Source organism: Pacificoceanicola niger, from assembly GCF_048553275.1.
Classification (GTDB): Bacteria; Pseudomonadota; Alphaproteobacteria; order Rhodobacterales; family Rhodobacteraceae; genus Pacificoceanicola.
Map to the genome: position 1 here is coordinate 105,157 of NZ_JBLZMW010000012.1, position 24,924 is coordinate 130,080.

At 63.5% G+C, this 24,924-nt stretch carries 23 protein-coding genes; 11 read left to right on the top strand and 12 right to left on the bottom strand.

Translation table 11 applies throughout. The features are described 5' to 3' along the window. Positions 1-88: 88 nt before the first annotated feature. The 6 genes from cobA to ACN2XU_RS15570 all read left to right on the top strand — a co-directional run bounded on the left by cobA (position 89) and on the right by ACN2XU_RS15570 (position 5,107). Positions 89-898, top strand: a complete 810-nt coding sequence (gene cobA, locus ACN2XU_RS15545) for a uroporphyrinogen-III C-methyltransferase (protein ID WP_419411365.1) — start codon at positions 89-91, stop codon at positions 896-898. After that, positions 898-1,197 carry a DUF2849 domain-containing protein gene (locus tag ACN2XU_RS15550; RefSeq protein ID WP_419411366.1) on the top strand — a complete coding sequence of 100 codons (300 nt, stop codon included), beginning with the start codon at positions 898-900 and terminating at the stop codon, positions 1,195-1,197. Before cobA ends, ACN2XU_RS15550 begins: the two co-directional genes overlap by 1 nt. A gap of 54 nt (positions 1,198-1,251) precedes the next feature. Next, a complete protein-coding gene (locus ACN2XU_RS15555) occupies positions 1,252-2,922 on the top strand; it encodes a nitrite/sulfite reductase (RefSeq protein WP_419411367.1) in 1,671 nt (556 codons plus the stop codon). Positions 2,923-2,927: 5 nt separating this feature from the next. Continuing rightward, a complete protein-coding gene (locus ACN2XU_RS15560) occupies positions 2,928-3,710 on the top strand; it encodes a phosphoadenylyl-sulfate reductase (protein WP_419411368.1) in 783 nt (260 codons plus the stop codon). A gap of 46 nt (positions 3,711-3,756) precedes the next feature. After that, entirely contained in the window at positions 3,757-4,119 is a 363-nt protein-coding gene (locus ACN2XU_RS15565; RefSeq protein ID WP_419411369.1) for a DUF934 domain-containing protein, read from the top strand. 124 nt (positions 4,120-4,243) lie between these two features. Next, entirely contained in the window at positions 4,244-5,107 is an 864-nt protein-coding gene (locus ACN2XU_RS15570) for a ferredoxin--NADP reductase (protein WP_419411370.1), read from the top strand. Positions 5,108-5,184: 77 nt separating this feature from the next. On the opposite strand, the gene ACN2XU_RS15575 is transcribed toward ACN2XU_RS15570, so the two are convergent. Next, a complete protein-coding gene (locus ACN2XU_RS15575) occupies positions 5,185-6,105 on the bottom strand; it encodes a hypothetical protein (RefSeq protein ID WP_419411371.1) in 921 nt (306 codons plus the stop codon). Between the two features lie 132 nt (positions 6,106-6,237). On the opposite strand from ACN2XU_RS15575, the gene infC reads away from it, so the two are divergent. After that, complete coding sequence (infC, locus tag ACN2XU_RS15580) at positions 6,238-6,852, top strand: translation initiation factor IF-3 (RefSeq protein WP_500797240.1); 615 nt, start codon at positions 6,238-6,240, stop codon at positions 6,850-6,852. A gap of 135 nt (positions 6,853-6,987) precedes the next feature. On the opposite strand, the gene ACN2XU_RS15585 is transcribed toward infC, so the two are convergent. The 3 genes from ACN2XU_RS15585 to purC all read right to left on the bottom strand — a co-directional run bounded on the left by ACN2XU_RS15585 (position 6,988) and on the right by purC (position 9,886). Beyond that, positions 6,988-7,980, bottom strand: a complete 993-nt coding sequence (locus ACN2XU_RS15585) for a molybdopterin-binding protein (RefSeq protein ID WP_419411372.1) — start codon at positions 7,978-7,980, stop codon at positions 6,988-6,990. Next, positions 7,977-8,945 carry an XdhC family protein gene (locus ACN2XU_RS15590; RefSeq protein WP_419411373.1) on the bottom strand — a complete coding sequence of 323 codons (969 nt, stop codon included), beginning with the start codon at positions 8,943-8,945 and terminating at the stop codon, positions 7,977-7,979. Before ACN2XU_RS15590 ends, ACN2XU_RS15585 begins: the two co-directional genes overlap by 4 nt. A 179-nt stretch (positions 8,946-9,124) precedes the next feature. Continuing rightward, positions 9,125-9,886, bottom strand: coding sequence for a phosphoribosylaminoimidazolesuccinocarboxamide synthase (gene purC, locus ACN2XU_RS15595; RefSeq protein ID WP_419411374.1), 762 nt, complete (start codon positions 9,884-9,886; stop codon positions 9,125-9,127). Positions 9,887-10,131: 245 nt separating this feature from the next. On the opposite strand from purC, the gene ACN2XU_RS15600 reads away from it, so the two are divergent. Beyond that, on the top strand, positions 10,132-10,446 hold the full coding sequence (locus tag ACN2XU_RS15600) for a DUF1476 domain-containing protein (protein WP_419411375.1): 315 nt from the start codon (positions 10,132-10,134) through the stop codon (positions 10,444-10,446). Positions 10,447-10,591: 145 nt separating this feature from the next. Here ACN2XU_RS15600 and prfB read toward each other — a convergent pair whose 3' ends face one another. From prfB to ACN2XU_RS15625, 5 genes are all read right to left on the bottom strand, one after another. Continuing rightward, positions 10,592-11,716: a peptide chain release factor 2 gene (gene prfB / locus ACN2XU_RS15605; protein WP_419411376.1), complete on the bottom strand. Its 1,125-nt coding sequence runs from the start codon at positions 11,714-11,716 to the stop codon at positions 10,592-10,594. A 145-nt stretch (positions 11,717-11,861) separates the two neighbouring features. Continuing rightward, on the bottom strand, positions 11,862-12,449 hold the full coding sequence (locus ACN2XU_RS15610) for a VPLPA-CTERM sorting domain-containing protein (protein ID WP_419411377.1): 588 nt from the start codon (positions 12,447-12,449) through the stop codon (positions 11,862-11,864). A 240-nt stretch (positions 12,450-12,689) separates the two neighbouring features. Continuing rightward, complete coding sequence (locus ACN2XU_RS15615) at positions 12,690-15,227, bottom strand: penicillin-binding protein 1A (RefSeq protein ID WP_419411378.1); 2,538 nt, start codon at positions 15,225-15,227, stop codon at positions 12,690-12,692. A 105-nt stretch (positions 15,228-15,332) separates the two neighbouring features. Further along, positions 15,333-16,547, bottom strand: coding sequence for an N-acetylmuramoyl-L-alanine amidase (locus ACN2XU_RS15620; protein ID WP_419411379.1), 1,215 nt, complete (start codon positions 16,545-16,547; stop codon positions 15,333-15,335). Positions 16,548-16,685: 138 nt separating this feature from the next. Beyond that, positions 16,686-17,840: a pyridoxal phosphate-dependent aminotransferase gene (locus ACN2XU_RS15625; RefSeq protein WP_419411380.1), complete on the bottom strand. Its 1,155-nt coding sequence runs from the start codon at positions 17,838-17,840 to the stop codon at positions 16,686-16,688. 57 nt (positions 17,841-17,897) lie between these two features. Here ACN2XU_RS15625 and ACN2XU_RS15630 point away from each other — a divergent pair, with 57 nt between their 5' ends. Genes ACN2XU_RS15630 through ACN2XU_RS15640 form a run of 3 tightly spaced genes read left to right on the top strand, consistent with a single transcriptional unit; the run spans position 17,898 to position 20,550 of the window. Next, entirely contained in the window at positions 17,898-19,241 is a 1,344-nt protein-coding gene (locus ACN2XU_RS15630; RefSeq protein WP_419411381.1) for a M48 family metalloprotease, read from the top strand. A 50-nt stretch (positions 19,242-19,291) separates the two neighbouring features. Next, entirely contained in the window at positions 19,292-20,071 is a 780-nt protein-coding gene (locus ACN2XU_RS15635; protein ID WP_419411382.1) for a DsbA family protein, read from the top strand. Next, on the top strand, positions 20,068-20,550 hold the full coding sequence (locus tag ACN2XU_RS15640; protein ID WP_419411383.1) for a hypothetical protein: 483 nt from the start codon (positions 20,068-20,070) through the stop codon (positions 20,548-20,550). The genes ACN2XU_RS15635 and ACN2XU_RS15640 overlap by 4 nt, the downstream gene beginning before the upstream one ends. Before the next feature lie 16 nt (positions 20,551-20,566). Here ACN2XU_RS15640 and ACN2XU_RS15645 read toward each other — a convergent pair whose 3' ends face one another. The 3 genes from ACN2XU_RS15645 to ACN2XU_RS15655 all read right to left on the bottom strand — a co-directional run bounded on the left by ACN2XU_RS15645 (position 20,567) and on the right by ACN2XU_RS15655 (position 24,833). Further along, positions 20,567-21,622 (bottom strand): sensor histidine kinase, encoded by a 1,056-nt coding sequence (locus ACN2XU_RS15645; protein ID WP_419411384.1) that lies wholly within the window; start codon positions 21,620-21,622, stop codon positions 20,567-20,569. A gap of 334 nt (positions 21,623-21,956) precedes the next feature. Continuing rightward, on the bottom strand, positions 21,957-23,090 hold the full coding sequence (gene ispG, locus ACN2XU_RS15650; RefSeq protein WP_419411385.1) for a flavodoxin-dependent (E)-4-hydroxy-3-methylbut-2-enyl-diphosphate synthase: 1,134 nt from the start codon (positions 23,088-23,090) through the stop codon (positions 21,957-21,959). Positions 23,091-23,210: 120 nt separating this feature from the next. Beyond that, positions 23,211-24,833, bottom strand: a complete 1,623-nt coding sequence (locus tag ACN2XU_RS15655) for a helix-turn-helix domain-containing protein (protein ID WP_419411386.1) — start codon at positions 24,831-24,833, stop codon at positions 23,211-23,213. Between the last annotated feature and the right edge of the window lie 91 nt (positions 24,834-24,924).

A 24,924-nucleotide genomic window follows, 5' to 3' on the forward strand; every position in this document is an offset into this window, starting at 1 on the left:
AAGAGTTCTTATGTTTGCAAGCCTATGGCCCAGATGCGGGATAATTTCCTATATACTACACAGCAACACGCCACTGAAAGGCCCACCCATGTCGACCGACATCCGCACACAGACCGTCCCGAGCCGCACCGACAGCCTGATCCGCTGTGGCGCGGTCTGTTTTGTCGGCGCCGGCCCCGGGGATGCGGAGTTGCTGACCATCAAGGCGCTGCGCGCGATCCAGTCCGCCGAGGTCATCCTGCACGACCGTCTGGTCAGTGATGAAATCCTCGCGCTCGCCGGACCGCAGGCCCGCCTTGTTTCCGTCGGCAAGGAGGGCTTCGGCCCTTCCATGACCCAGGAGGAGATCAACCGCCTGATCGTGCTCTACGCCTACGCCGGGGTGCGCGTCGTGCGACTCAAAGGCGGCGATCCGGCGATCTTTGGCCGCCTCGACGAGGAAGTCGAAGCGCTGGAACTGGAAGGCATTGCCTGGTCGGTGGTGCCCGGCATCACCGCCGCCTCCGCCGCCGTGGCTGCTGTCGGCCAGTCGCTGACCTCACGCGGGCGCAATGCCAGCCTGCGCATCCTCACCGGCCACGTCATGGAGGGATTCGCCGATCACGACTGGCGCGCGCTGGCCCGCCCCGGCGAGGTCGCCGCGATCTATATGGGCAAGAAGGCCGCGCGCTACATTCAGGGCCGCCTGATGATGCACGGGGCCGCACCAGACACGCCGGTCACGCTGGTCGCCAATGCCTCGCGCGCCGATCAGCAGGTGCTCGCCTCCAGCCTTGCCACACTGTCGCAGGACTTGGCGGAGGCAAACCTCACCGGCCCCGCCCTTACCCTTTTCGGCATCGCGCCGCGCGCTGCCGCACCCGCCCTGACTGAAATCCGCAAACAGGAGGTCTCCTGATGCCCCGCGACTTCACGCCCAAAGTCATCACCGCCAACGCACTGATCGAAGGCGATGTGATCTACCTCGCCGCCAATGACACCTGGACCCGCGATCTGTCGAACGCAGAAGTGCTCACCGACGAGGCCCACGCACAATTGCGCCTTGTCGAAGCCAGCCAGCGTCATGCGGAGGCGGTCGGCGTCTACCTCGCCGATGTTGCGAAAGGCGCGTCAGGCCCGGAGCCGACGCATTTCCGTGAGGAATTCCGCCGCACCGGCCCGTCCAACTACTTCCACGGCAAGCAAGCCGAAGGCTGAGACGAATTTCGCACTGAAATTCCGTCCCCCCTCGCCCCTCCGAAAGGACACGCCATGTACAGCTATTCCGAATTCGACGCCGAGTTCGTCGCCAACCGCAACCGCCAGTTCCGCGCCCAGGTCGCGCGCCGCCTCGACGGCTCGCTCACCGAGGACGAGTTCAAGCCGCTGCGCCTGATGAACGGCCTCTACCTGCAGCTGCACGCCTACATGCTGCGCGTTGCCATCCCCTATGGCACGCTGAACAGCGCCCAGATGCGGCAGCTCGCCTACATCGCCGAGCGTTGGGACAAGGGCTATGGCCACTTCACCACGCGCCAGAACATCCAGTACAACTGGCCGAAACTCTCCGACATCCCGGACATGCTTGACGCGCTGGCCGAGGTGCAGATGCACGCGATCCAGACCTCCGGCAACACCATCCGCAACGTGACCGCCGACCACTTTGCCGGGGCCGCCGCCGATGAGCTGGCCGATCCGCGCCCGGTGGCCGAATTGCTGCGCCAGTGGTCCACTGATCACCCGGAATTCCAGTTCCTGCCGCGCAAGTTCAAGATCGCCGTAACCGGCTCCCCGAACGACCGTGCCGTGACCGCCGCCCATGACCTTGCCATCCGCATCGTCGAAAAGGACGGCGAGATCGGCTACGCCGTGCTGATCGGCGGTGGCCTCGGCCGCACGCCGATGATCGGCAAGGTGGTCAATGATTTCGTCAGCCAAGAAGACCTGCTGCCGTATGTCGAGGCCGTGGTCTCGGTCTGGAACCTGCTTGGCCGCCGCGACAACAAGTACAAGGCCCGGATCAAGATCACCGTTCACGAACACGGCATCGACGAAATCCGCGCCTTGGTCGAAGATCGGTTCGCCGAAACCAAAAAGGCTTTCAATGGTGCCGATCTGGACCTTTTTGAAACTATCAAAGCCCAGTTTTCGGCCCCATCGTTCTTGAAACGCCCAATTTCGTCCTTTGAGCGCGCCTACGAATCCGACCCGGTCTTCCGCGCATGGGCCGACACGAACCTGGCCGAGCATCAGGCCGAGGGCTATGCCATCGCCCAGATCTCGATCAAGGCGCACGGGCAAACACCCGGCGATGCCACCGCCGCGCAGATGCGCGTGATGGCCGATATCGCCTCCGAGTTTGGCTTTGACGAGCTACGCATCAGCCACGAGCAGAACGTGATCCTGCCGCATGTCCACAAGTCGGACCTGCCGGAAATTCATGCGCGCCTGAAATCCCACGGGCTGGCCACGGCCAATATCGGCAAGATCTCCGACATAATCGCCTGCCCCGGCATGGACTACTGCGCGCTGGCCACGGCCCGCTCGATCCCGGTCGCGCAGCAGATCGCGACCCGGTTTGACGAGCTGAAAATCGAGAACGACATTGGCGATCTGAAGATCAAGATCTCCGGCTGCATCAACGCCTGCGGTCATCACCATGTCGGCCATATCGGTATCCTTGGCCTCGACCGCGCCGGGGTGGAAACCTATCAGATCACGCTGGGCGGCGATCACACCGAAAATGCCGCGCTGGGTCAGCGCACCGGCCCCGGCTTTGGCTATGACGAAATCGTCCCGGCGATCGAGCGGCTGATCGAAGCCTACATGGAGCACCGCGAGGACCCCTCGGAGACCTTCCTGCAAACCTATCGCCGCCTCGGCATGGCTCCGTTCAAGACCGCACTCTACGAGCGTGATCCAGCGCGCGTCGCGGCCGAGTGAGCGCCATGACGCTGCCTGTCGATCAGACCACGCTTGCCGAGGGCGCGGAGTCGATCCCCAAGGATCACGAAGCGCTGCGCGCGCGGGTCGCGGCGCTGAACGCGCGCTACCGGCACCACGGCGCAACCGCCGTTCTGGAAGGCGCACTTGGCGATCCCGAGGCTGGCCAGATCGCCATGGTGTCGTCCTTCGGGGCGGAATCCGTGGCGCTCCTGCACCTTGTCGCCATGGTCGACCGCAAGACGCCGGTGCTGTTCATCGACACCCGGCTGCTCTTTGCCGAGACGCTGGCCTATCAGCAGGAGATCGCGGAGCGGCTGCATCTGGAGAACGTACAGGTTATCCGCACCGCGCCCGAAACGCTGGAGCGGCGCGACCCCTACGGCGCCCTGCGCTTTTCCGACACCGACGCCTGCTGCGCGCTGCGCAAGACCGAGCCGCTGCAAGACGCTTTGAAGGGCTATGACGGCTGGATCACCGGGCGCAAGCGCTACCAGTCCAGCACCCGCGCCGGGATGGATTTCTTCGAACTCGAAGAGGCTACGGGCCGGATCAAGGTCAATCCGCTGGCCCATTGGGGCTCGGACGACACCCGCGCCTACATGGAGGAAAACCGCCTGCCCAAGCATCCGCTTGTGGCCCAGGGCTACCCCTCCATCGGCTGCGCGCCCTGCACCTCGAAGGTCGCCCCGGGCGAGGATCCCCGCGCGGGACGCTGGCGCGATCAGGACAAGACCGAATGCGGCATCCACTTCGTGAACGGTGCGGCCGCGCGCAGCAGTATGTAGGGCGGGGCTGTTGCCCCGCCCCCCCGACAGAAAACAGGAGCATGACATGCCCATCGTGACCGACAGCGGCTTTGCCGAAGACACCTACACAGGCGAGATCGTCGATCTGCCCTCTGACACCGATCCGGTGACCCTGACCGCCTCCAATGCCGAAATGATCCGCATCGATTTTCCAAGCTTTGCGGACGGGCGCGGCTTCACACTCGCCCGCCTGCTGCGTCTGCGCGGCTTCCAGGGCCGTCTGCGCGCCCGTGGGCATGTGATTGCTGATCAATACGCCATGGCCCGCCGCGCCGGTTTTGACGAGGTCGAGATCGACGAAGCCCTCGCCGCGCGCCAGCCGGAGGACCAGTGGGTCTTCCGCGCCGATTGGGAGAAAAACGACTACCAATCCCGCCTGCGCGGCTGAACCGCTGCGGCGCTGCAGGCCATTTATGGGGCACCCTGCCCCCGTGGCCGCATGCCGCCTTTCATCTGACATGGATCAAAGCTAAATCTGAGGTGCCGGTTAAGACATATCGGCAAAGGACAATATGACAGAGTTGAAGCCCGTGACCGAATCCACCGCAATCAAGGCCGACGCGCCGAAGAAAATGGCCATGCCGGACACGCAGACCGTGACCGAGGTCAAGCATTACACCGACCGGCTGTTCAGCTTCCGCTGCACCCGCCCTGCGACCATGCGCTTTCGCTCTGGCGAGTTCGTGATGATCGGCCTGATGGGCGATCCCGATCCCAAGACCGGCAAGGTCAAGCCGCTGCTGCGCGCCTATTCCATCGCCTCCCCATCGTGGGACGAGGAACTGGAGTTCTACTCGATCAAGGTGCAGGACGGCCCGCTGACCTCCAAACTGCAGCACATCAAGGTGGGGGACGAGATCATCCTGCGCCCCAAACCCGTCGGCACGCTGGTGCATGACGCGCTGCTGCCCGGCAAACGTCTTTGGTTCTTTGCCACCGGCACAGGCTTTGCGCCCTTCGCATCGCTCCTGCGCGAGCCGCAGACCTATGAGGATTACGACGAGATCATCATCACTCACACCTGCCGCGAAGCCGGGGAGCTGACCTATGGTCGCGACCTGATCGAGGGGCTCAAGACCGATGAGCTGCTGGGTGAGGTCATCGGCGAAGGTTTCTGGAAGAAGATCAAGTATTATCCCACCACGACCCGCGAAGAGAGCGCCAAGATGGGCCGCATCACCGATCTGATGCGCTCGGGCGAGGCCTTTGCCGATCTCGGCGTCGCGCCGCTGAACGCCGAAACCGACCGCGCCATGATCTGCGGAAACCTCGCCTTCAACCTTGAACTCAAGGAGATGCTCGAAGGCTACGGTCTCGAAGAGGGTGCCAACTCCGACCCCAAGCATTACGTGGTCGAAAAGGCCTTCCTCGACTGAGGCAACCGCCTGAGCCAACATAAAAAAAAGGGCCGCCCGGGTGGGGCGGCCCTTCTGCGTTTCAAGGCATCGAAGCCTTATTCTTCAAGGCCGAGCAAGACCTTGACCTGATCCAGCGCCGTCTGCGTCACTTCGGAGTCCCGAACCGCCTGAAGCGCGGCCTGGGCACTGATCTTCTTGAGCGCGGTCATGTCCGATTCGTCGATATAGGTCGCGACCTTCTCGTAATCGAAGCCCTCAACGGTCAGCAGCTCGGTCAGCTTGACGCCGTCAACCATCGGCACGCTCTCGTCTGTGGCCATCTGCGTGGCTTCGGCCGCCTCGGCTGTTGCCTCTGCGGCGCCCTCAGCTGCCGTGCCAGCGGCCTCACCGGACGCTTCTGCCGCCGTCTCCGCCGCCGCACCGGCGGTTTCGCTGGCCGTATCCGCTGTGTCGGACCCGGCCTCGACAGCGTCGGTCAGCATTTGTTGCGCGCCCTCGGTGATCATACCGGCGGTCTCCGCTGCGTTATTCAGGGCATCCTGACCGGCCTCGGTCGCCGCCGCCGCCGCAGATTCCGCGCCTTCAGCAACGCTGTCCGCCGCTTGTGCTGCCTGCTGAGCGGCCTCTTCTGCGGCGGTCTCCACAGCCGCGGCGACCTCGGCGGCAGTTTCTTCCGCAGCCTGCGCAGCGGCTTCTGCTTCGGCCGCTGCCTCTGCTGCCGCTTCGGCAAGCTCGGCTTCCGCCGCTTCCGCTTCGGCCTGGGCTGCTTCTGCCGCCGCTTCCGCTTCGGCCTGGGCTGCTTCTGCCGCGGCTTCGGCTTCGGCTTCGGCTTCCGCCGCTTTCGCTTCGGCCTCGGCGGCTTCTGCCGCAGCTGCCTCTTCTGCCGCCTCTGCCTGCGCTTCGACCGCCGCTGCGCGCTCGGCCGCGACCCGCGCCGCCTCCTGCTGGTTCGAATAAAGGACGTAGCCCCCGATTCCCGCGATCGCCACGATCGCTGCGATTGCTATGTTTCTCATGGCTCTTCTTCCTTACCCTTGGGGAGCCGCCGTTTCACAACGAAGGCCTTGACGGAATTTGATGTGCGGCAATCCTCGCACAACGACAAGGGGAATACAGGCCATTCCCGACGCAAAACAGCGAAATCCCGCTTGAATCACGCCCGTGGCAAGTCTACCTTGCGCATCTACCGACCAACGGAAATTATCAGGAGCAATCCCATAGCCCGCAGACCCCACAACGCGCCCCCCACGCGCGACACCGGCCCCCGCGTCAACGGACGTATCCGGGCGCCCGAAATCCGTCTCATTGGCGCCGAAGGCGAGAACGTCGGCGTTGTCACCCCGGCCCGCGCGATGGATATGGCGGAAGAAGCCGGTCTGGACCTGGTTGAAATATCGCCCAACGCGAATCCGCCGGTCTGCAAGATCATGGATTTCGGCAAGTTCAAATACGAACAACAAAAGCGTGAATCCGAGGCCCGCAAAAAGCAGAAGATCATCGAAGTCAAAGAGGTGAAGTTCCGGCCGAATACGGACACCCACGACTACGAAGTGAAAATGCGTAACGTTTTCAAATTCTTGGAAGCTGGCGACAAGGTGAAGATCACGCTGCGCTTCCGGGGCCGCGAAATGGCGCACCAGAACCTTGGCCGTGAGCTGCTCGAACGGGTGGCCGAAGACGTCAAGGAAATCGGCAAGGTTGAGAACATGCCGAAGATGGAAGGCCGCCAGATGGTCATGATGATCGGACCGTCGGCGAAATAATCGCGCCGCGCCAGTCACACGACACACGACAGGAACCCGCCGCAATCCGGCGGGTTTTTTGTTGCCCGCGCATCGCCGCACGCAACGCCCCATGCGCCCGGGGACATCGCGCCCGCGATGGAATCACCGCACCAATCAGGCCTCGCGCAAACGGCCGCGTTGGGGAATCTCCTTGAGCAGCCCACCAACCCCCATGGCCGCGATGTCTCGCGGATGCAACGGTACGCCGCAGAGCAGCCGTTCCATCACCCAATCCGCCCCATTGAGCGCCGGAGAGCGCGCGCACCCCGGCAATCCGATCACGGGCCGTGCGTCTAGCTCTCCGAAAAACAGCAGGTTGCCGGGATCGACTGGCATACCGAAATGGGTCACCGTCCCGCCCGCTTGTCGCAACGCCTCGGGGGCTGTGTCATGCAGATCGGAGGTGGCCGAGGCCGTCAGGATCAGGATCGCGTCGGCGGTGCTGGCCCGGATCGCCGCCGCCAAGGGCGCACACTCATGCGGCACCACCTGCTTGGGCGCAAGCGCCACGCCAAGCCGCGCCAGCCGCGCGCCGGTCACCGCCTGCCCCTTCTCTCCGCTCTCGCCGGGCTCCAGAGCGGTCTGGATCAGGTCCACGGTCTGGCACACCGCCGGACGCAGGCGCAGCGCCGCTTGCCCGGCGAGACAGGCCGCCTCCAGCGCCGCATCGGGCACCGCATAGGCGATAATCTTGACCGTGGCGACCATGCCACCCGCGTCGATGCGCTGCCATTGCGGCACTGTGGCCACGGTTATCATCGGGTGAAGCGCGTTGAGCGCATGAATGCGATCCGAAATAACCTCAACGATTCCAGAGCCTTGCGCGTGAATGTTCACACGGCCAGTGGCTGCCCGGCCAAGCCGCAGTCCGGCCCGCTCCGCATCCGGCACCAGCGCAGCGGCCAACCGTTCGGCGGCGGCATCTTCGCCCACATCGCCCGGCTCAAGCGTCGCCGCCGTCACCGACCTCAGCCCGGCCTCCCGCAACGTCGCGATGTCGTCCAGCGACAGAACCCGGCCTTTCTTCAGCCGCCCCTTGGGCAGCGCCACGGAATGCGCCAGCACGCTGCCAAGCGCCGCATCGAGGGAAATATCGCCGAATTTCATGCGCCCTTCCGCAGGGTCTGTGTCATCTCGGCCAGCACCGAAACCGCAATCTCCGACGGTCCTGCCGCACCAATATCGAGGCCAATGGGGCCGTGAATGCGCGCGATCTCCGCCGCTGAAAATCCCGCCTCCTCAAGTCGTGCCACGCGCTTGGCATGGGTCCGGGTCGATCCCAGGGCGCCGATATAAAAACACTCCGATTTCAGCGCCTTGAACAGCGCCGGATCGTCCAGTTTCGGATCATGGGTCAGCAGAACCAGTGCCGTGCGTGTATCCAGCCCAAGCGCATCCATCGCCTCATCCGGCCAGTCGTGCATCAGCGTCTCGCCGGGGAAGCGCTCCGGGCTGGCAAAGGCCTCGCGCGGATCGACGATCGCCGGATCATAACCCGCGATCCGCGCCATCGGCAGCAGCGCCTGCGCGATATGCACCGCCCCCACCACGATCAACCGCAGCGGCGGGTTGTGAATGGCGACGAACGTGCGCGTCTCCTCCTCGAACCCGGAGCGGTCCATGCGGAAGCGCGTTTCAAACCCCTCAGAGGTCAGCGACCGGGCCCCGCTCTCCAGATCGGCCACGTAGGCCACCGGCCTGCGCGCCTGCCGCGCCGCGCACAGATCGCGCAGCATGGCCTCCGGCATGACCTGGCCAATCGGCTCCACCAGCACCCGGATCGTACCGCCACAGGCCAGTCCCACGGCAAAGGCATCCTGATCCGAAACGCCGAATTCCAGTTCGCGCGCCGCGCCTGCCTCCAGCGCCTCCAGCGCCTCGACAATCACCGCGCCCTCGACACAGCCGCCGGAGACCGAGCCTTCGATCTCGCCCTCGCCGCTGATCGCAAGCTGGCTGCCCACGCGCCGCGGCGCGCTGCCCCATGTCTCGATCACCGTGGCCAGCACGGCGCCTTTGCCTGCCTCATGCCAGGCCAGCGCGGTTTCGGGAATCTGGTCGAAACGATCCATGTCGAAAATCCTCCTGAGGCCGTTCTACGCCGCACGGCGCGCGGCGTCTCCCCCTGCGAAAGTGCCGTATGCCGGACCCTAGTCCCGGCGGCGTCGGAGTTGCAATCCACCTCGCCGCCGGGACACGCAAAAGGCGGCCCCCGCAGGGACCGCCTGTCACGTCAAACCACGCGGGGCTTTCAATTGATCAGGGTCGGCTTCGTCGGATGGGTCGCCTGCTTCGGCATCACGCCAAGGCGTTTGGCCACCTCGGTATAGGCATCCGTGAGTGAGCCGAGATCGCGGCGGAACACGTCCTTGTCCAGCTTCTGCCCGGTCTCGATATCCCACAGGCGGCAGCTGTCCGGAGAAATCTCATCGGCCACGATAAGCCGCTGGAAATCGCCATCGTACACGCGGCCGATCTCGATCTTGAAATCGACCAGCTTGATCCCGACCCCGTACATCAACCCGGACATGAAATCATTCACCCGCAGCGCCAGCGCCACGATATCGTCCATGTCATGCTGCGAGGCCCAGCCAAAGGCCGCGATGTGCTCTTCGGTGACCAGCGGATCGCCCAGCTTGTCGTCCTTGTAGCAGTATTCCACGATCGGGCGCGGCAGCTGCGTGCCCTCTTCGATGCCAAGGCGCTTGGACATCGACCCGGCGGCATAATTGCGCACGATGATCTCCAGCGGCACGATCTCGCAGGCGCGCACCAATTGCTCACGCATGTTCAGCCGCTTGAGGAAGTGCGTCGGCACACCAACCGTATTCAGCCCGGTCATGAAGAACTCGGACAGCAGGTTGTTGAGCACGCCCTTGCCCTCGATCGTCGCCTTTTTCTCGGCGTTGAAGGCGGTGGCGTCATCCTTGAAGTATTGTACGATGGTGCCCGGCTCGGGGCCTTCGTACATCGTCTTTGCCTTGCCTTCATAGATTTTCTTGCGACGTGCCATTTCGGGCCTTTCCGGAAATGCAAAAGAGCGCCCGGAGTCGGGCGCGTTTATCGTCCTGATACTCCAAGCCCCCTGCCGCCGCAAGCATACTCGCGCGCCAGCGCCGCGCGCCGCGCCGAAAGGCCTACGGCCGCCCCCGAAACCGCGCGCGTTGCCGCAGACTTGCACTCGCCTCTTGCACTGAGGGGTTCGCATCGGCATATCCGGGTGGACCGTTTCAATCAGACCGCAGGGAGCTCTGGCCCATGTCCACCTTTGACGATCGCGAAAGCGCTTTTGAGAACAAGTTCGCCCATGACGAAGAGGCAAAGTTCAAAGCCGAAGCGCGCTGCAACAAGCTGCTTGGCCTTTGGGCTGCGGAGATGCTGGGCAAATCCGGCGATGACGCACAGGCCTACGCCAAGGAAGTCATCCGCGCCGATTTCGAAGAGGCCGGCCATGAGGACGTGGTGCGCAAAGTTGCCGCCGACCTCGGTGACAAATCCTCCCCCGACGAGATCCGCGCCAAGCGGGCCGCGCTGATGCTCGAAGCCAAGGGCCAGATCGTCAAAGAGCTTTGACATCGCGCCCGGCCAGGACCGACCGTCCTGGCCGAGGGCCGCGCCCTGTTCGCGACTGCGCCCCGGGGCGCGCCGGAATGGGCCCACGACAAAAAAGGCGCCCCGACCGGGCGCCTTTTTTCATTCCATCAAACACAAACCGCCATCAGTCCTCGGCGTTGGCATCCGCCCGGCTCTTGCCCGCCACCTGCATGGCCAGCGTCGCCTCCATGAAGCCATCGAGATCGCCGTCAAGCACACCTTGGGTGTCCGCCGTCTCATGGCTCGTCCGCAGGTCCTTCACCATCTGATAGGGCTGCAAGACATAAGACCGGATCTGCGCGCCCCAGCCCGCATCCCCCTTGGCTTCGTGCAGGGCGTTCACCTCGGCGTTTCGCTTGTCCAGCTCCATCTGGTAGAGCCGCGATTTCAACGCCTTCATGGCGATGTCGCGGTTCTGGTGCTGCGACTTCTCCGAAGAGGTCACCACGATACCGGACGGGTGGTGCGTGATGCGCACCGCCGAGTCGGTCGTGTTCACGTGCTGGCCGCCCGCGCCGGAGGAGCGATAGGTATCAATCCGGATATCCGCCGGATTGACCTCAATTTCGATGTTGTCGTCGATCACCGGATAGGCCCCGACCGCGGCAAAGGATGTCTCGCGCGTGCCCTTGCCAAACGGTGAAATCCGCACCAGCCGATGCGTGCCGCTCTCGGACTTAAGCCAGCCATAGGCGTTCTTGCCCTTGATCTGATAGGTCACGGATTTGATACCGGCCTCGGTGCCCGGCGTCTCTTCCTGCAGGTCCACCTCAAAGCCGCGCTTCTCGGCCCAGCGGACATACATCCGCGCCAGCATGCTGGCCCAATCGCAGGCCTCCGTGCCGCCCGCGCCGGACTTGATCTCAAGGAAGGCGTCATTGCCGTCGGTCTCGCCGTTCAGCAGCGCTTCAAGCTCCTTCTTCGCCGCCTTCTCGACCAACGCTGCGAGCGCCTTCTCCGCGTCGGCGACCACCTCGGCATCCTCTTCCATCTCGCCAAGCTCGATCAGCTCGACCTGATCCTCAAGCTCCTGCTTGATCGAGGTATAGGTCTCCATCGCATCCACGAGGCCCTGGCGTTCGCGCATCAGCTTCTGCGCCGCCGCGGGATCGTCCCAGAGGTTCGGGTCCTCGACCCGGGCGTTGAACTCCTCCAGACGGTGCTGCGCCGTGTCCCAGCCAAGCCGTTGTTTCAACAGCTCAAGCGACTTTTCGACCTTGTCGACATTGTTCTGAACTTCCGCGCGCATGGAGGGACCTCTTGTTCTCAGGCCCGCGTGATACCAAGCGGCCAGCGGACGGGCAAGCGCCGAAGTCGCACAGGCTTCCGTGCGGTCAGGAAACGGAAAACCGCCGGGCAACGGCCCCGGCGGCATCCTGTCGGTCCGGCCCGGTTCAGACCTTGCGTCGCCGCAGAGAGAGAGCACCCAAACCAGTCAGCAGCAAGAGCGCACTGGCGGGCAAGGGCACCTCGCTGGTGATCTCTCCGACCGTCATGTTCAGAACGTTTGCACCGTACGTCCCGGTGTAAAAACCCTCGTAGACGCCCATGCCGGCGAGGTCCGTCCCAAACACCACGGCCTGTCCGGCGAGCAGGGAGTTAGAGACGTAATCAGTCGATATCTGCAGGTAACTCTGATTGAATCCGAAGGTCGATCCCGCTGTCGAACTGGCCGCGGGATCGTCAAATTCTCTGTAAACGAAGTCACCAAACCCAGGGAACGTGTTCGTTCGCAAGCCATAGTTGTAGTAGCTTCCGTTATACGAGGCGATAAAAGCGACTTCCGGAAAGAGCCCCACATAGTCAAGGTTAGACCCGGAGTAGGCAAACAACCCCGTCAGGTCGACCGAACCGCTGAAAGTGAAAACCACGTCAGAGCCGGACTCGTAAAGGTGCAGGTCCATGGTGCCGGCCGCAACCGCGCCGGTAGAAACCGTTGCAAGCGCAGCAGCGGCGATCGAAAACTTTGGTAGAAATTTCATGATTATTCCTCAACCGCTTGTTAAAATGCGGAGTCCAGCCATCGCGGCTGAAACGACTGAGGTCGGCAACGTAGATCTGCAATCTGCCGTAACGTCAAGATGTTTCCAGATAAACGACCACGACGGGATGGTTTAATGTCCCCTGCCCGCCTGACAGGCCGCGCCCGCAACCGCAGATTGCGGCGGGACGACACACGGATTGTCGCGTTTTGAGCGCGGGCCGAACCGGCCTTCTCCCGATCAGTAAAGCCCGCCAGAGGACAAGGTGCCAAAGCCCGCCTTGGGTCCCACGACCGCCTTTTTCCCGGTCGAGGTGGTGACTTCCCGCGCCGTCCCGCTCTCATCGGGGCGGATCAGGTCAAAGCTGCCCGAGACCGCAAAGCCCCCGTCGAACTGGATGCCAAAGAGCGGCTCCTCGCCCTCCCGGAAACACTCGGCCACCACATTGTCACCCGAGGCCCCGTCCGACAGACGCGCGCCGGAGAAGCGATCGATGTTGATGAATTCGCACCCCGGCGGAACGGTGAACTCGCCGCCGCCGTATTTCGCCACGGCTTTTTGCATGAACCGGTTGAACACCGGACCGCACATGCCGCCACCGGACGCCCCGCGCCCCATCGGCGTGGGCGTGTCATAGCCGATATAGCAACCGGCCACGATGTTGGAGGTAAACCCGACAAACCAAACGTCTTTTGCATCGTTTGTCGTGCCGGTCTTGCCCGCCGTCGGCACCGACAGGCTGACGGTCCGGGACGCTGTGCCGCGCTCCACCACGCCGCGCATCATCGAGGTCAGCTGATAGGCCGTCACCGGATCCATCACCCGCTCGCGGTCGTTCTCGATGCGCGGGCTGCGGCCTGCGGGAATGGACGGGTTGTCGCAATCGACACAGACCCGCTTGTTTCCCTCTGCCGCATCATGGCTGTAGATCGTGTTGCCATAGCGGTCCTGCACCCGGTCGACCAGCGTCGGCTCCACCCGCTCGCCGCCGTTGGCGAACATCGCATAGGCGGCAACCATGCGGAACAGCGTCGTCTCGTCAGAGCCAAGCGCATTGGCTAGAACCCGGCCCATGTTCTCATAGACCCCGAATTTCTCGGCGTAGCGTGCGACGGTCTCCATCCCGACTTCCTGTGCGAGACGGATGGTCATCAGGTTCCGCGACCGCTCGATCCCGGTGCGCAGCGGCGTCGGGCCGTAATACTGCCGCGACGCGTTCTGCGGCCGCCAGATGCCCTGCGGCGTGTTGATCTCGATCGGTGCATCCACCACGATCGTCGCCGGGGTATAGCCACTGTCGAGCGCCGAAGCATAGACAAAGGGTTTGAAGCTCGACCCCGGCTGCCGCATCGCCTGCGTCGCTCGGTTGAAGACCGAATTCTGATAGCTGAAACCACCCTGCATCGCGATCACGCGGCCGGTGTTGACATCCATGGCCATGAACCCGCCCTGCACCTTCGGCACCTGCCGCAGGGTCCACCGGATGAACGCGCCGCTGCCATCCTCGACCATTTCGCGGACATGGATGACATCGCCTTTTTCGAAGTTTTCAAAGAGGTTGCCGGAGAACCAGGAGGTGTCCGCCCGCGGCACCGTCCGGCCGCGCGGATCGTCCTGACTGACGCCCTCGATCCCGATTACCAGCTCCTGATCGCGGACCTCAAGCACCACCGCCGGCAGCCACGGCCGCACCAGATCAATGTCTCGTGCGACCCGAATGTCGGACAGCGCCGCGCGCCAGGTTTCTTCGCTGGCCAGCGTCTCTTCGGGGAGACTCTTGCCGGTGCCGTTCCAGCGGCCCAGACCACGGTCATACTGCTCCAGCGCGATGCGCAGCGAGTTGGCCGCCTCCACCTGCATTTCGGGATCAAGCGTGGCGCGCACGGAGTAGCCGCCTGAGAAGAACTGTTCTTCACCAAAATCCTTCGACAGCTGACGGCGGATTTCATCAGTGAAATAATCGCGTGGCGGAAGCGCCTCGTAATAGGGGGCGTAATCGCCGTTCTGCACCGTCTTCAGCGGCAGGGCGACCTCGCTCTCGTAGGTTTCCTGGCTGAGATACCCGTTCTCCATCATCTCCTTGAGCACGAAGTTGCGGCGCTGCATCAGCCGATCCTTGCGGCGCACCGGATGGAAGGAGGACGGGGCCTTGGGCATCGAGGCGAGCATCGCGGCCTCATGCGGGGCCAGCTCGGAGAGCGATTTGTTGAAATACACCTGCGCCGCCGCAGCGACACCATAGGCGTTCTGTCCGAGGAAAATCTCGTTCAGGTAAAGCTCAAGGATCTTGTCCTTGCTCAGCGCTTCTTCGACGCGGGAGGCGAGGATGATCTCCTTGATCTTGCGCTCCGCCTTGCGGTCGCCGGACAGCAGGAAGTTCTTCATCACCTGCTGCGTGATGGTCGACGCACCGCGCACGTCGCGGCCCCGCGATTTGACCGCATCAATCGCCGCCGCCGCGATGCCGCGCACGTCATAGCCTTGGTGGCTGTAGAAATTCTTGTCTTCCGCGCTGATAAAGGCGTTCTTGACGAGGTCGGGAATTTCATTCGCAGGCGTATAAAGCCGGCGCTCCTGCGCGAACTCGTCGATCACCTGACCCTCGGTCGAATAGATCCGCGAAATCGTCGGAGGTGTATACTGCGCGAGGCTCTCATGGCTCGGCAGATCGTTGCCGTACATCCAGAATACCGCGCCGATGGTCAACGCGACCATCGTCGCGCCCAGCGTGATCACACTGAAAATGGCGCCAAAGAACGAAAAGATAAAGCGAGTCACGCAGGAAAGCCCCTGTTTTGTCTGTGCGCTCAGTATACCCAAAGCGCGGATGGGTCAAAACACATCCGCGCGGGTTTTCGCCACCTCACGGCCGCGCCCGCAGGTTCATTTGCGGCGCAGCCGGAACAGCGCTGCATCCTCCAGCGCCCAGGCCTCGATGCCATCGCGCACGCCCGCCGCCATACCCGCCCGCCAGATCGGATCCTGAAGGTTTTCAAGGTCTTGCTCCGTCGACAAAAAGCCAACCTCGATCAGCACAGACGGCACATCCGCCGCCTTCAAGACCGAAAACCCGGCCTGCCTTAACGGTCGTTTGTGCACATGGCCAAGCGCATTGCGGATCCCGTCGACAAGATGCCGCGCCAGCGCCCGCGAGCGCGGCGCATTGTCGAGCCGGGCCATCTGCAACAACACCTGCGCCACCCTGTCATCCGAGCCGGACAGGTCCAGCCCTGCCAGAATATCATCGCGGTCATGCCGCTCCGCCAGCGCCGCAGAGGCCGCATCCGAGGCCTCCTCCGAGAGCGTATAGACACTGGCACCATGGGCAATGCCTTCCTGAATCGCATCCGCATGCAGCGATACGAAGAGATCCGCATCCACCGCATGCGCCATCGCCACGCGCGCTTCGAGCGAAACAAAGACGTCATCGTCACGTGTCAGGAACACCGCGTAGCGCCCCGTCCGCACAAGCACGTCCGACAGCTCGCGGGCAAATTGCAGCATCAGGTCGGCCTCATCGACGCCGCCGCGCTGTGCGCCGGGGTCAATCCCGCCGTGACCGGGATCAAGCACCACCACCATCTTGGCATCCGCCGCAGGCACCGCCGCCCGAACCGCCGTCGGCTCCGGCAGGTCCCAGCCACGATCGCGCGGCAGGCCCGCGACCGTTGCAAAGGCCTCGGCCGACGTGCCGTCCAGAGAGACGCTCAGACGCGCCCGCCCGGTGTCGGGATCAATGCGAAGCCCCGCTTCGCTCACGGTCAAAGGCTCGGCCAGATCGGCGACCAGCCGCGACCAACCGGGCCGAAAACCACCCACCCGCAGCGCCGCAATGGCCTCCGACTGGTCGAGCGCCGCCCCGTCGGCCCCCTGCCAGTCGACCTCACGAAAATCGATCACCAGCCGCATGGGATCCGTCAATGTAAACAGCCGCCACGGCACGCCCTGACTCAGGGTCAGCTCAAGGGTGCTGCCCCCGAACATCCCGTCCGTGACGCGCCCGCCCTCGAAACGCGCCAGACCCGATGCATCCTGCCCCGACGCACCGCCAAACGGCAGACATAGGGCCAGAAACCCTGCAAGAATTTGAAATTTCACCGCTCTGCCGCCTCTTTATGGACTGCTGTTGTGCTCCACATTAGCAGCGAATGCGACGCTTGGAAACGTGCGCTGCACCGCCGCTGCGTCGTGCCGGAAATACCCGGTACGCCGCCACAGCCAAGCACCAACCCCCGGTCAGGAGACAAGCCCCCTTGCCTGCATGAACCGGCGCAGCCGCTCCAGCCCTTCGGCAATGTCTTCGGTCGAGCGGGCATAGGAAAAGCGCAGCGTACCGCCACCCCGTTCCAGGTCGAAATCGAGCCCCGGCGTCACGGCAACCCCGGCCTCATCGAGGATCTGGCGCGCGAAGGCGCGGCTGTCGTCGGTCAGGTGGCTCACATCCGCATAGACATAAAACGCGCCATCGGGCGGCGCGATACGATCAAATCCGGCCTGCGGCAACCCCTCCAGCATCAGCGCGCGGTTCTTGCGGTAGACGGCCATATTGGCCTCCAGCTCCTCGCCCGCATCCATCGCGGCCAGCGCCGCGACCTGCGAGGCATGCGGCGCGCAAATGAACATGTTCTGCGCCAGCCGCTCCACCTGACGCAGGTTATCCTCCGGCAGCACGAGCCACCCGGCCCGCCAGCCAGTCATGGAAAAATACTTGGAGAAGGAATTGATCACGCAGACATCGTCGCTGATCTGCAGCGCGGTGACGGCAGGCCGCTCGTATTCGATCCCGTGGTAGATTTCATCTGAAAGGAAAGACGCACCCTGCCCCTGCGCCGCGCCGATCAGCGCGGCCAGCGCGTCCTTGTCCAGCATCGTGCCACTGGGATTCGCCGGGCTGGCCACCATGACGCCCTGATAATCGAGGCTCGCGAGGTCGTCGGGCACAAGCTGCAGGCGGTTTTCCGCCTTTGTCTGCACCTCCACCGGGACAAGGTTCATCGCCTTCATGATCTGCCGGTACGATGGATAGCCCGGCGCCCCGAGTGCCACACGGTCGCCGGCATCGAATAGCGCCGAAAAGGCAAGAATGAAGCCCCCGGACGAGCCCGGCGTAACCACCACGCGCGCCGGATCAAGGTCCACCCCGTACCACTCAGCATAAAGTTTCGCGATCCGCTTACGCAGCGCGGGCAGGCCCAGAGCCACGGTGTAACCAAGGGACTCGTCCGCCATGGCTTTGGCCAGCGCATCACGCGCGGCGGCGGGCGCGGGCGTTCCCGGCTGCCCCACTTCCATGTGGATGATGTGGCGCCCGGCGTCCTCTGCCTGCCGCGCCGCTTCCATGACATCCATCACGATAAAGGGATCGACACCGCCCCGGCTTGAATTTTTCATGCTGTCCTCTCTACTCTGCCCGCACCGAGGCTTAGAAGAGCACAAGGCAACACGTCAATGATCCTTCCCCAATTCCTACGCCTGTCCCGGCTGATTGCGCTCGGTCTGATCATGACCCTGGTTCTGACCGCGCCCGCGCGGGCGGCGGGTCTGACCCTGCTGCGGGATGCCGATATCGAATATGGTCTTAAGAAGCTGGCCGCGCCGGTGCTCAGCGCCGCAGGCCTCAACCCCGGTCAGGTGCAGATGATCCTGATCGACGACAGCTCGCTCAACGCGTTTGTCGCCGACACCTCGCATATTTTCATCCACTCCGGCCTCCTGATGAAGCTCGACAGTGCAGCGCAGCTTCAGGCCGTCATTGCCCATGAGGCCGCGCATATCGCCAATGGCCACATCACCCGCCGCCTCGGCAACTTCAGAACCGCGCGCACCGCAGCCGGCCTTGGCCTGATCCTCGGGGCCGCGGCCGCCGCAGCCTCCGGCAACCCACAGGCAGGCTTCGGTGTCGCCCTTGGCGCGCAAAGCTCGGCCATGCGGCAGTTCCTGTCGCATACCCGCGCCGAGGAAAGTTCTGCCGATATTGCCTCTGTGCGCTACCTGATCCGCGCCGGAATCGACCCAAGCGGCGCCGTCGAGGTGCAGGATCTGTTTCGCGGTCAGGAGGCCCTCTCGGTCAGCCGTCAGGACCCGTACATGCGCACGCACCCACTCTCACGCGATCGTTACCGAGCGCTCAAGGGTCTCGCCGCCGGACATCAAACCGGCACACGCGACGCCGGGGCGGAATATTGGTTCAGCCGGATCAAGGGCAAGCTGACCGCGTTCAAACGCGCCCCGAGCTGGACCCTGCGCCGCGCCAAGGACAGCGCCAGCCAGGACATCGCCTTGATGCGCGAGGCCGCCGCGTGGCACCGGCAATCGAACCTCGGCAAAGCGCTGAAGGCCATCGACGGCGCCATCGGCCTGCGGCCCAAGGATCCATACCTGCGCGAGCTCAAGGGGCAAATCCTGTTGGAATCAAGACAATTCGGCCCTGCGGTTCAGGTCTATTCCGCCGCTGCGAACATGGCCCCGAACGATGCGCTGATCCTCGGCGGCCTTGGCCGGGCGCTGTTGGCCAATGGGCAGCCGGGCAAGGCGCTTGGCATTCTCGAACGCGCCAGATCGCGGGATTTCTCCGATCCGCGCATCCTGCGCGATCTTGCCGTGGCCTATGCCCGGACCAAGCAAAACGGCATGGCCTCGCTGGTGACAGCCGAGCGCTATGCCCTTGGCGGCCGCCTGGAGGATGCCGCCGTGCATGCCACGCGTGCCGGCGGCCTCTTGCCGCGTGGCTCTGGCCCGTGGCAAAGAGCACAGGACGTGTTAAGTGCAGCCAAGCGCGCCGAACGGCGCTGATCCCTTGCGCGCCAAGTGGCGCTGATCCCTTTGATATCGCGGGAGTTCCCATGACCAAGTTCCAGACCTCTTTTCGCCCCCTGCGCCCGCTGGCGTTGATTGCCGCCCTCGGCCTTGCCGGTGCAGCCTCTGCTGAAGAGATCGACTTCGGCAACATGTCTCCCGAACAGGAAGCCGCCTTCGGCATCAAGATCCGCGAGTACCTTCTGGAAAACCCGCAGGTCATCATGGAGGCCGTGGCCGTGCTCGAAGAGCGCGAAGCCAATCAGCAGGCCGCCGCCGATGTCTCGCTGGTCTCTGACAACAGCGAGGCCCTCTTCAATGACGGATACAGCTGGGTTGGCGGCAATCCCGATGGCGACATAACCATTGTGGAGTTTTCCGATTACCGCTGCGGGTATTGCCGCAAGGCGCATCCCGAGGTCTCCGAGCTGATCGAAAGCGATGGCAACATCCGCTTCATCCTCAAGGAATTCCCTATCCTCGGCGAGGCCTCGCTCGATTCCTCGAAATTTGCCATCGCCACCAAGATCGTGGCGGGCGATGACGCCTACAAGCAAGTGCACGACGCGCTGATCACCCTTGGCGGCGCTCCGACAGAGCCGGCGCTGACCCGCATCGCAACCTCGCTTGGGCTCGACGCCGACGCGATCAAGGCGGAGATGAACAGCGACGAGGTCATGCGCCGGATCGCCGAAACCCGCGCGCTGGCACAAGCAATGAAAATCAACGGCACGCCCAGCTTCGTGATGGCCGGTGAGATGGTGCGCGGCTATGTGCCGCTCGATGGCATGCGCAGCATCGTGGCCGAGGCGCGCGCCGCGAATTGATCCGCGCGCTGGCGTCCTTTGCCTTTCTTTGTGCCGCCGCGCCCGTGGCGGCACAGGACGCCGCGTCGGATCTCGGGGAGCGGCTGCGCGCGTTGGCGGCACGCCATGCCGCACAAGTTACCTTGGCCGATCCCTACGCCGACGAGAAGTCCGTCGATCTGGAGCGGATCACCGCCGAGAGCGAGACGCTCTTCACCGCGCAGGGCACGACACTCGGCCCGCCCCAAGGCGACATCCTCATCGCATTGTTCGTTTCGGAGAACTGTGCCGACTGCGTCGAAGCCCGCCGTGCCCTTGCGGCGCTGACGGCTCAAATCGCGGTGCGCGCCACGGTTCACGATATCAGCGCGCATCCGGATGCGGGGGCCGTGATGGACCGGCTTGGGCTCGACGTGACGCCGTCTTACGTGATGCGGGATCGTATGATCCGGGGCCTGATGCCGGCGCTGGTTCTGGAGCGCTACCTGAGCACCGAGTGAGCGCCTGTCGCCCCGGTCAGGGCCACGGGGTATTGGCCGCTGGCAGCGTGATGAGCGCATCCGTGCCGACACCACTTTCCGAGCTGATCTTCAATTGTCCGCCGGACTGCTCGATGATGCCCCGCGCCATGGCCAGCCCAAGCCCCGTGCCGTGCCCCTTCGGCTTGGTCGTGAAATAGGGCTCGAACACAAGCGGCAGAATTTCTGCGGAAATGCCCGTGCCGGTATCCCGCACCTCGACACTGGCCCCTTTCGGTCCAAGCCCGCGCACCGTTACCGTGATGACCCCATCGTCCGGTGTCGCATCGGCGGCATTGTCCAGAAGTTGTTCAAGAACACTGGTGAATTGCCCTGCATCAATGAGCACCGGCGGCAGATCGGCCTCGTTCCTGACCAAGACACGCAAGGTTTGCTTTGGCTTGAGTACGGGCTTGATCGCCTCCACGCTCTCGTTGACCATAGCCACAAGGTCGACTTTACGCGGGCGTAGATGGGCGCGGCCCGCATAGGCCAGAAGCTGTGCGGTCAGATTTGCGCCACTGCGCGCCGCGACCTCTGCTTCGTCCATCAATGACTGCCGTTCCTCGTGATTCTCGGTCAGCCGCATCAGCTCAATATTGCCCAGAACCGCCGTCAGCATGTTGTTGAAGTCATGCGCGATGCCGCCACTGAGCTGGCCAATGGCCAGCAGCCGCTCATCGGCAATGCGCCGCTCCTGCGCTTCCATCACCTGACGCCGGGTTCTGCGAATGCTGCGGCAGAGCATGAGAAAATACACATGCAGCCCCAGAATGCCAAACATCATGATCAACGTATTGCCCAGCGTAAACACAGCCGGGTGTTCGCCCGCGAGGTAGCTGCGCCAGATCCAGACGACCTGAAGCGCGAGCACGACCGCTTGCAGCAAGATGTCGTTCGACAAAAGCATCATGATCTGGGATCGCTCGCCGAGCGAATGCATATAGAACCCGGCGAAGAGCAGAAAGGCGAGGATCACGAAGACCGGATCATGGCTGGTGCCGAAATAGAGGATCGTCGCGCCGAACACCGCCACAGAGACCAAGTCTCCCAAGACGATTATCGCAACATCCCGGGACGACACCCTGTCGGGCTGTGCAATCAGATACCCACGGGTCATTAGCGCCACAACAATGTGACAGAAACCGATCCACGCCGGGATCGGATCCTGCAAAAAAAGCAGAATCACGATTGCGCCGACGGTCAGAACAAAGACACGCAAATACAGCTCTGGTGCCCGCAGAGACAGTATCCGTTTGAGATCCCTTACGTCGATAGCGGGGTCGCGCCGCCGCATAGCCCTGAACAAATCGCGATAGGAAAGCAAACCAATCTTTGGCAGCCGGGCCGCCAGAGGTTCGGCTCTCACATGGTCGAACCCCAACGCGCTATTCCGCGGCCTGCGCGCTTTGCGCCTCTGCGGCTTCGATCTCCGCTGCCTTCTTCTCGACCTCTTCGACGATGTGATCGACCATCTGGTCGTTCGACATCTTGTGGCTTGCCTTGCCCGCCAGATAGACCATGCCGCTGCCAGCGCCGCCGCCGGTAAAGCCAACATCGGTCATCAACGCCTCTCCGGGGCCATTTACGACACAGCCAATGATCGACAGGCTCATGGGAGTTTTGATGTGTTCGAGACGCTTTTCGAGTGTCTCGACCGTCCTGATCACGTCAAACCCCTGCCGCGCACAGGACGGGCAGGAAATGATGTTCACGCCGCGATGGCGCAGACCGAGGCTCTTGAGGATATCATAGCCCACCTTGACCTCCTCGACCGGATCGGCCGACAGGCTCACGCGGATCGTATCGCCAAGGCCCATCCAGAGCAGGTTCCCAAGGCCGATGGCGCTCTTGATCGTACCGGACATCAGCCCGCCCGCTTCGGTGATGCCAAGGTGCAGCGGCGCGTCCGTCGCCTCCGAAAGGGCCTGGTAGGCCGCCGCCGAAAGGAAGACGTCAGACGCTTTCACGCTAATCTTGAATTCGTGAAAGTCGTTGTCCTGCAGGATCTTGATATGATCCAGACCGCTCTCGACCATGGCCTCGGGACACGGCTCTCCGTATTTTTCCAGCAGGTGCCGCTCAAGGCTCCCGGCATTCACGCCGATGCGCATCGAACAGTTGTGATCGCGGGCCGCTTTGATGACTTCGCGTACGCGGTCTTCGCTGCCGATGTTGCCCGGATTGATGCGCAGACAGGCGGCACCGGCCTCTGCGGCTTCGATGCCGCGTTTGTAATGAAAATGGATGTCCGCGACGATCGGCACGGGGCTCTCCCGAACGATCTCTTTAAGGGCACGGCTGCTGTCCTGATCCGGCACGGAGACGCGCACGATATCTGCGCCCGCCTCGGCAGCGGCCTGAACCTGTGCGATCGTGCCTTTGATATCCGTCGTGACCGTATTGGTCATGGTCTGCACCGAAATCGGCGCATCGCCGCCCACCGGAACGGACCCGACCATGATTTGACGCGATTTGCGCCGGTCTATGTTGCGCCACGGGCGCACAGGATTATGAGACATTCGTTCCAGTCCATCCGTCTATGGCGCCAGCCCCGCCGGAACATGCCCGGCTCAACGCTTATGACGCTGCAATGATCACAATTCCGGTCATCGGACCCCTATCAGCCACGCTGATCCGGATCAATCCTGCACACCGGCCTGACCGGCGTTCAACTCGGCAACCACCTTCGCCAATTCGGTATGACGGGACAGATCGGTGGCGGCCATCTTCTGCGTCACGTTGGAAACCGACAAAGCAAGATTGTCTGCAATCGCGCCGTTTTGTCCGTAAGGCCCGTAGGTTTGCCCATTGACCGCAAAAAAGACCGCGCCGGCGTCGCCGGTTCGGATGGTCGGCGGCGTCTCGGTCTGCGGTACATTATAAGTGTCGCCGCGCTGCATGATGGCCTCGAAAATCGTGGCGCCGGAGGGGGCCTTGACCCGCACCCAGGCATCGCGCGACGCGACAATGGTCACACCCGGGGTCGCAGCGGCCAGAACCTGCGGCTGCGGCACGGCGGCGGCGCCCGTGGCCTGCGCGCCGGCAAGCTGGGTCTGGCCGGAGGATGCGCCATTCAGCTTGGCCATGATCGGCGCAAGGTCGGCATCGTCCTGCGCGGTCACGGTGCCATAACCGGCGACAATCAACGCGCCATCGAGGGCGAGATCGTCGGTCACGGCGCCGCGCGGGCCTGCCGGGCCGTGCAGCGCGCCGTTGACGGCGAAATAGATCGCGCTCGATTCACCAACCTTGATCACCGGATCGGTGGCGCCTGACGGCACCGGGAAAGTTTCGCCCGCGTTCAAAATGCCGGAGAACAGAACCGCGCCAGCCTCTTCCTTGACCTGCACCCAGGCCGGGCGTGCGGCGACGACGGTCACGCCATTTCCGGTCGCACCCACCTGCTGCGGGGCGCCGAAGCCGGGCGCAAGCGCGGCGGCGGCCAGAGCACTGTCCTGAACCTGTGGCAGACCTGCGGATCCTCCGGCACCGGCAAAGAGGCCACCGCTGTCGGGATCAAGCGTGGAAATCGGCGCGTCACGCGCAACCAGCACCGGCACATCAAGCGCCTGCGGCCGGTAGAGCCGGTCGAAGGCTTCGTTGCTTGGCGGGGTGAAGACACCGGCAACTCCAGCATTTTCCATCGCGGACTGGCCAAGCGGGTCGGGCGCCGAGGGCGCACGCGCCGCATCCAGCGGATCAAGCTCGCTCAGGACGACGGGCGTTTGTTCAACCGGCGACAGCTGCACACGCTGAACCTCTTGCAAGACCGCCCAACCGCCGTAGCCGATCCCGGCAATGAGCGCCAACAGGACCAAAGACGAGCCAACGGCACCGGGTTCGATCTGCGACAAAAAGCTGTCACTGGAGGGCGCAAACGGCATGTTCGGCTCGGCCAGCGGATCGCGCGCCTTGGGCTTTGCCGCCGCACCATCCAGCGGTTTGCGGATGATGGAGGCATCCTTGGACATGCCATGCGCGACGGAAAAACCGCTCTCGGCGCAAAAACCGGCGAAGGCCTCGTCCGGGTCCATACCAAGGTAGCGCGCATAAGAGCGCACGTATCCGGCAATGAAACCGGGGGTATCAAAAGCGGAAGGATCGCAATTCTCGATTGCGGCGATGTAACTGGCCTTGATGCGCAGTTCCCGCTGGACGTCCAGAAGCGATTTGCCCATGGTCGCGCGCTCACCGCGCATGACATCCCCGAGGCGCAGGGCAAAGTCGTCAAAACTCTGCGGTGCCTCGGACGCATCGGCCATAGGTTTTTTCTGGGATTTGCGCCCGATCATACGGCCTGCCCCGTGCTGTCCATTGCTTGCCCCGTGTCTGCCCGTCCCCGGCCGTCACGAT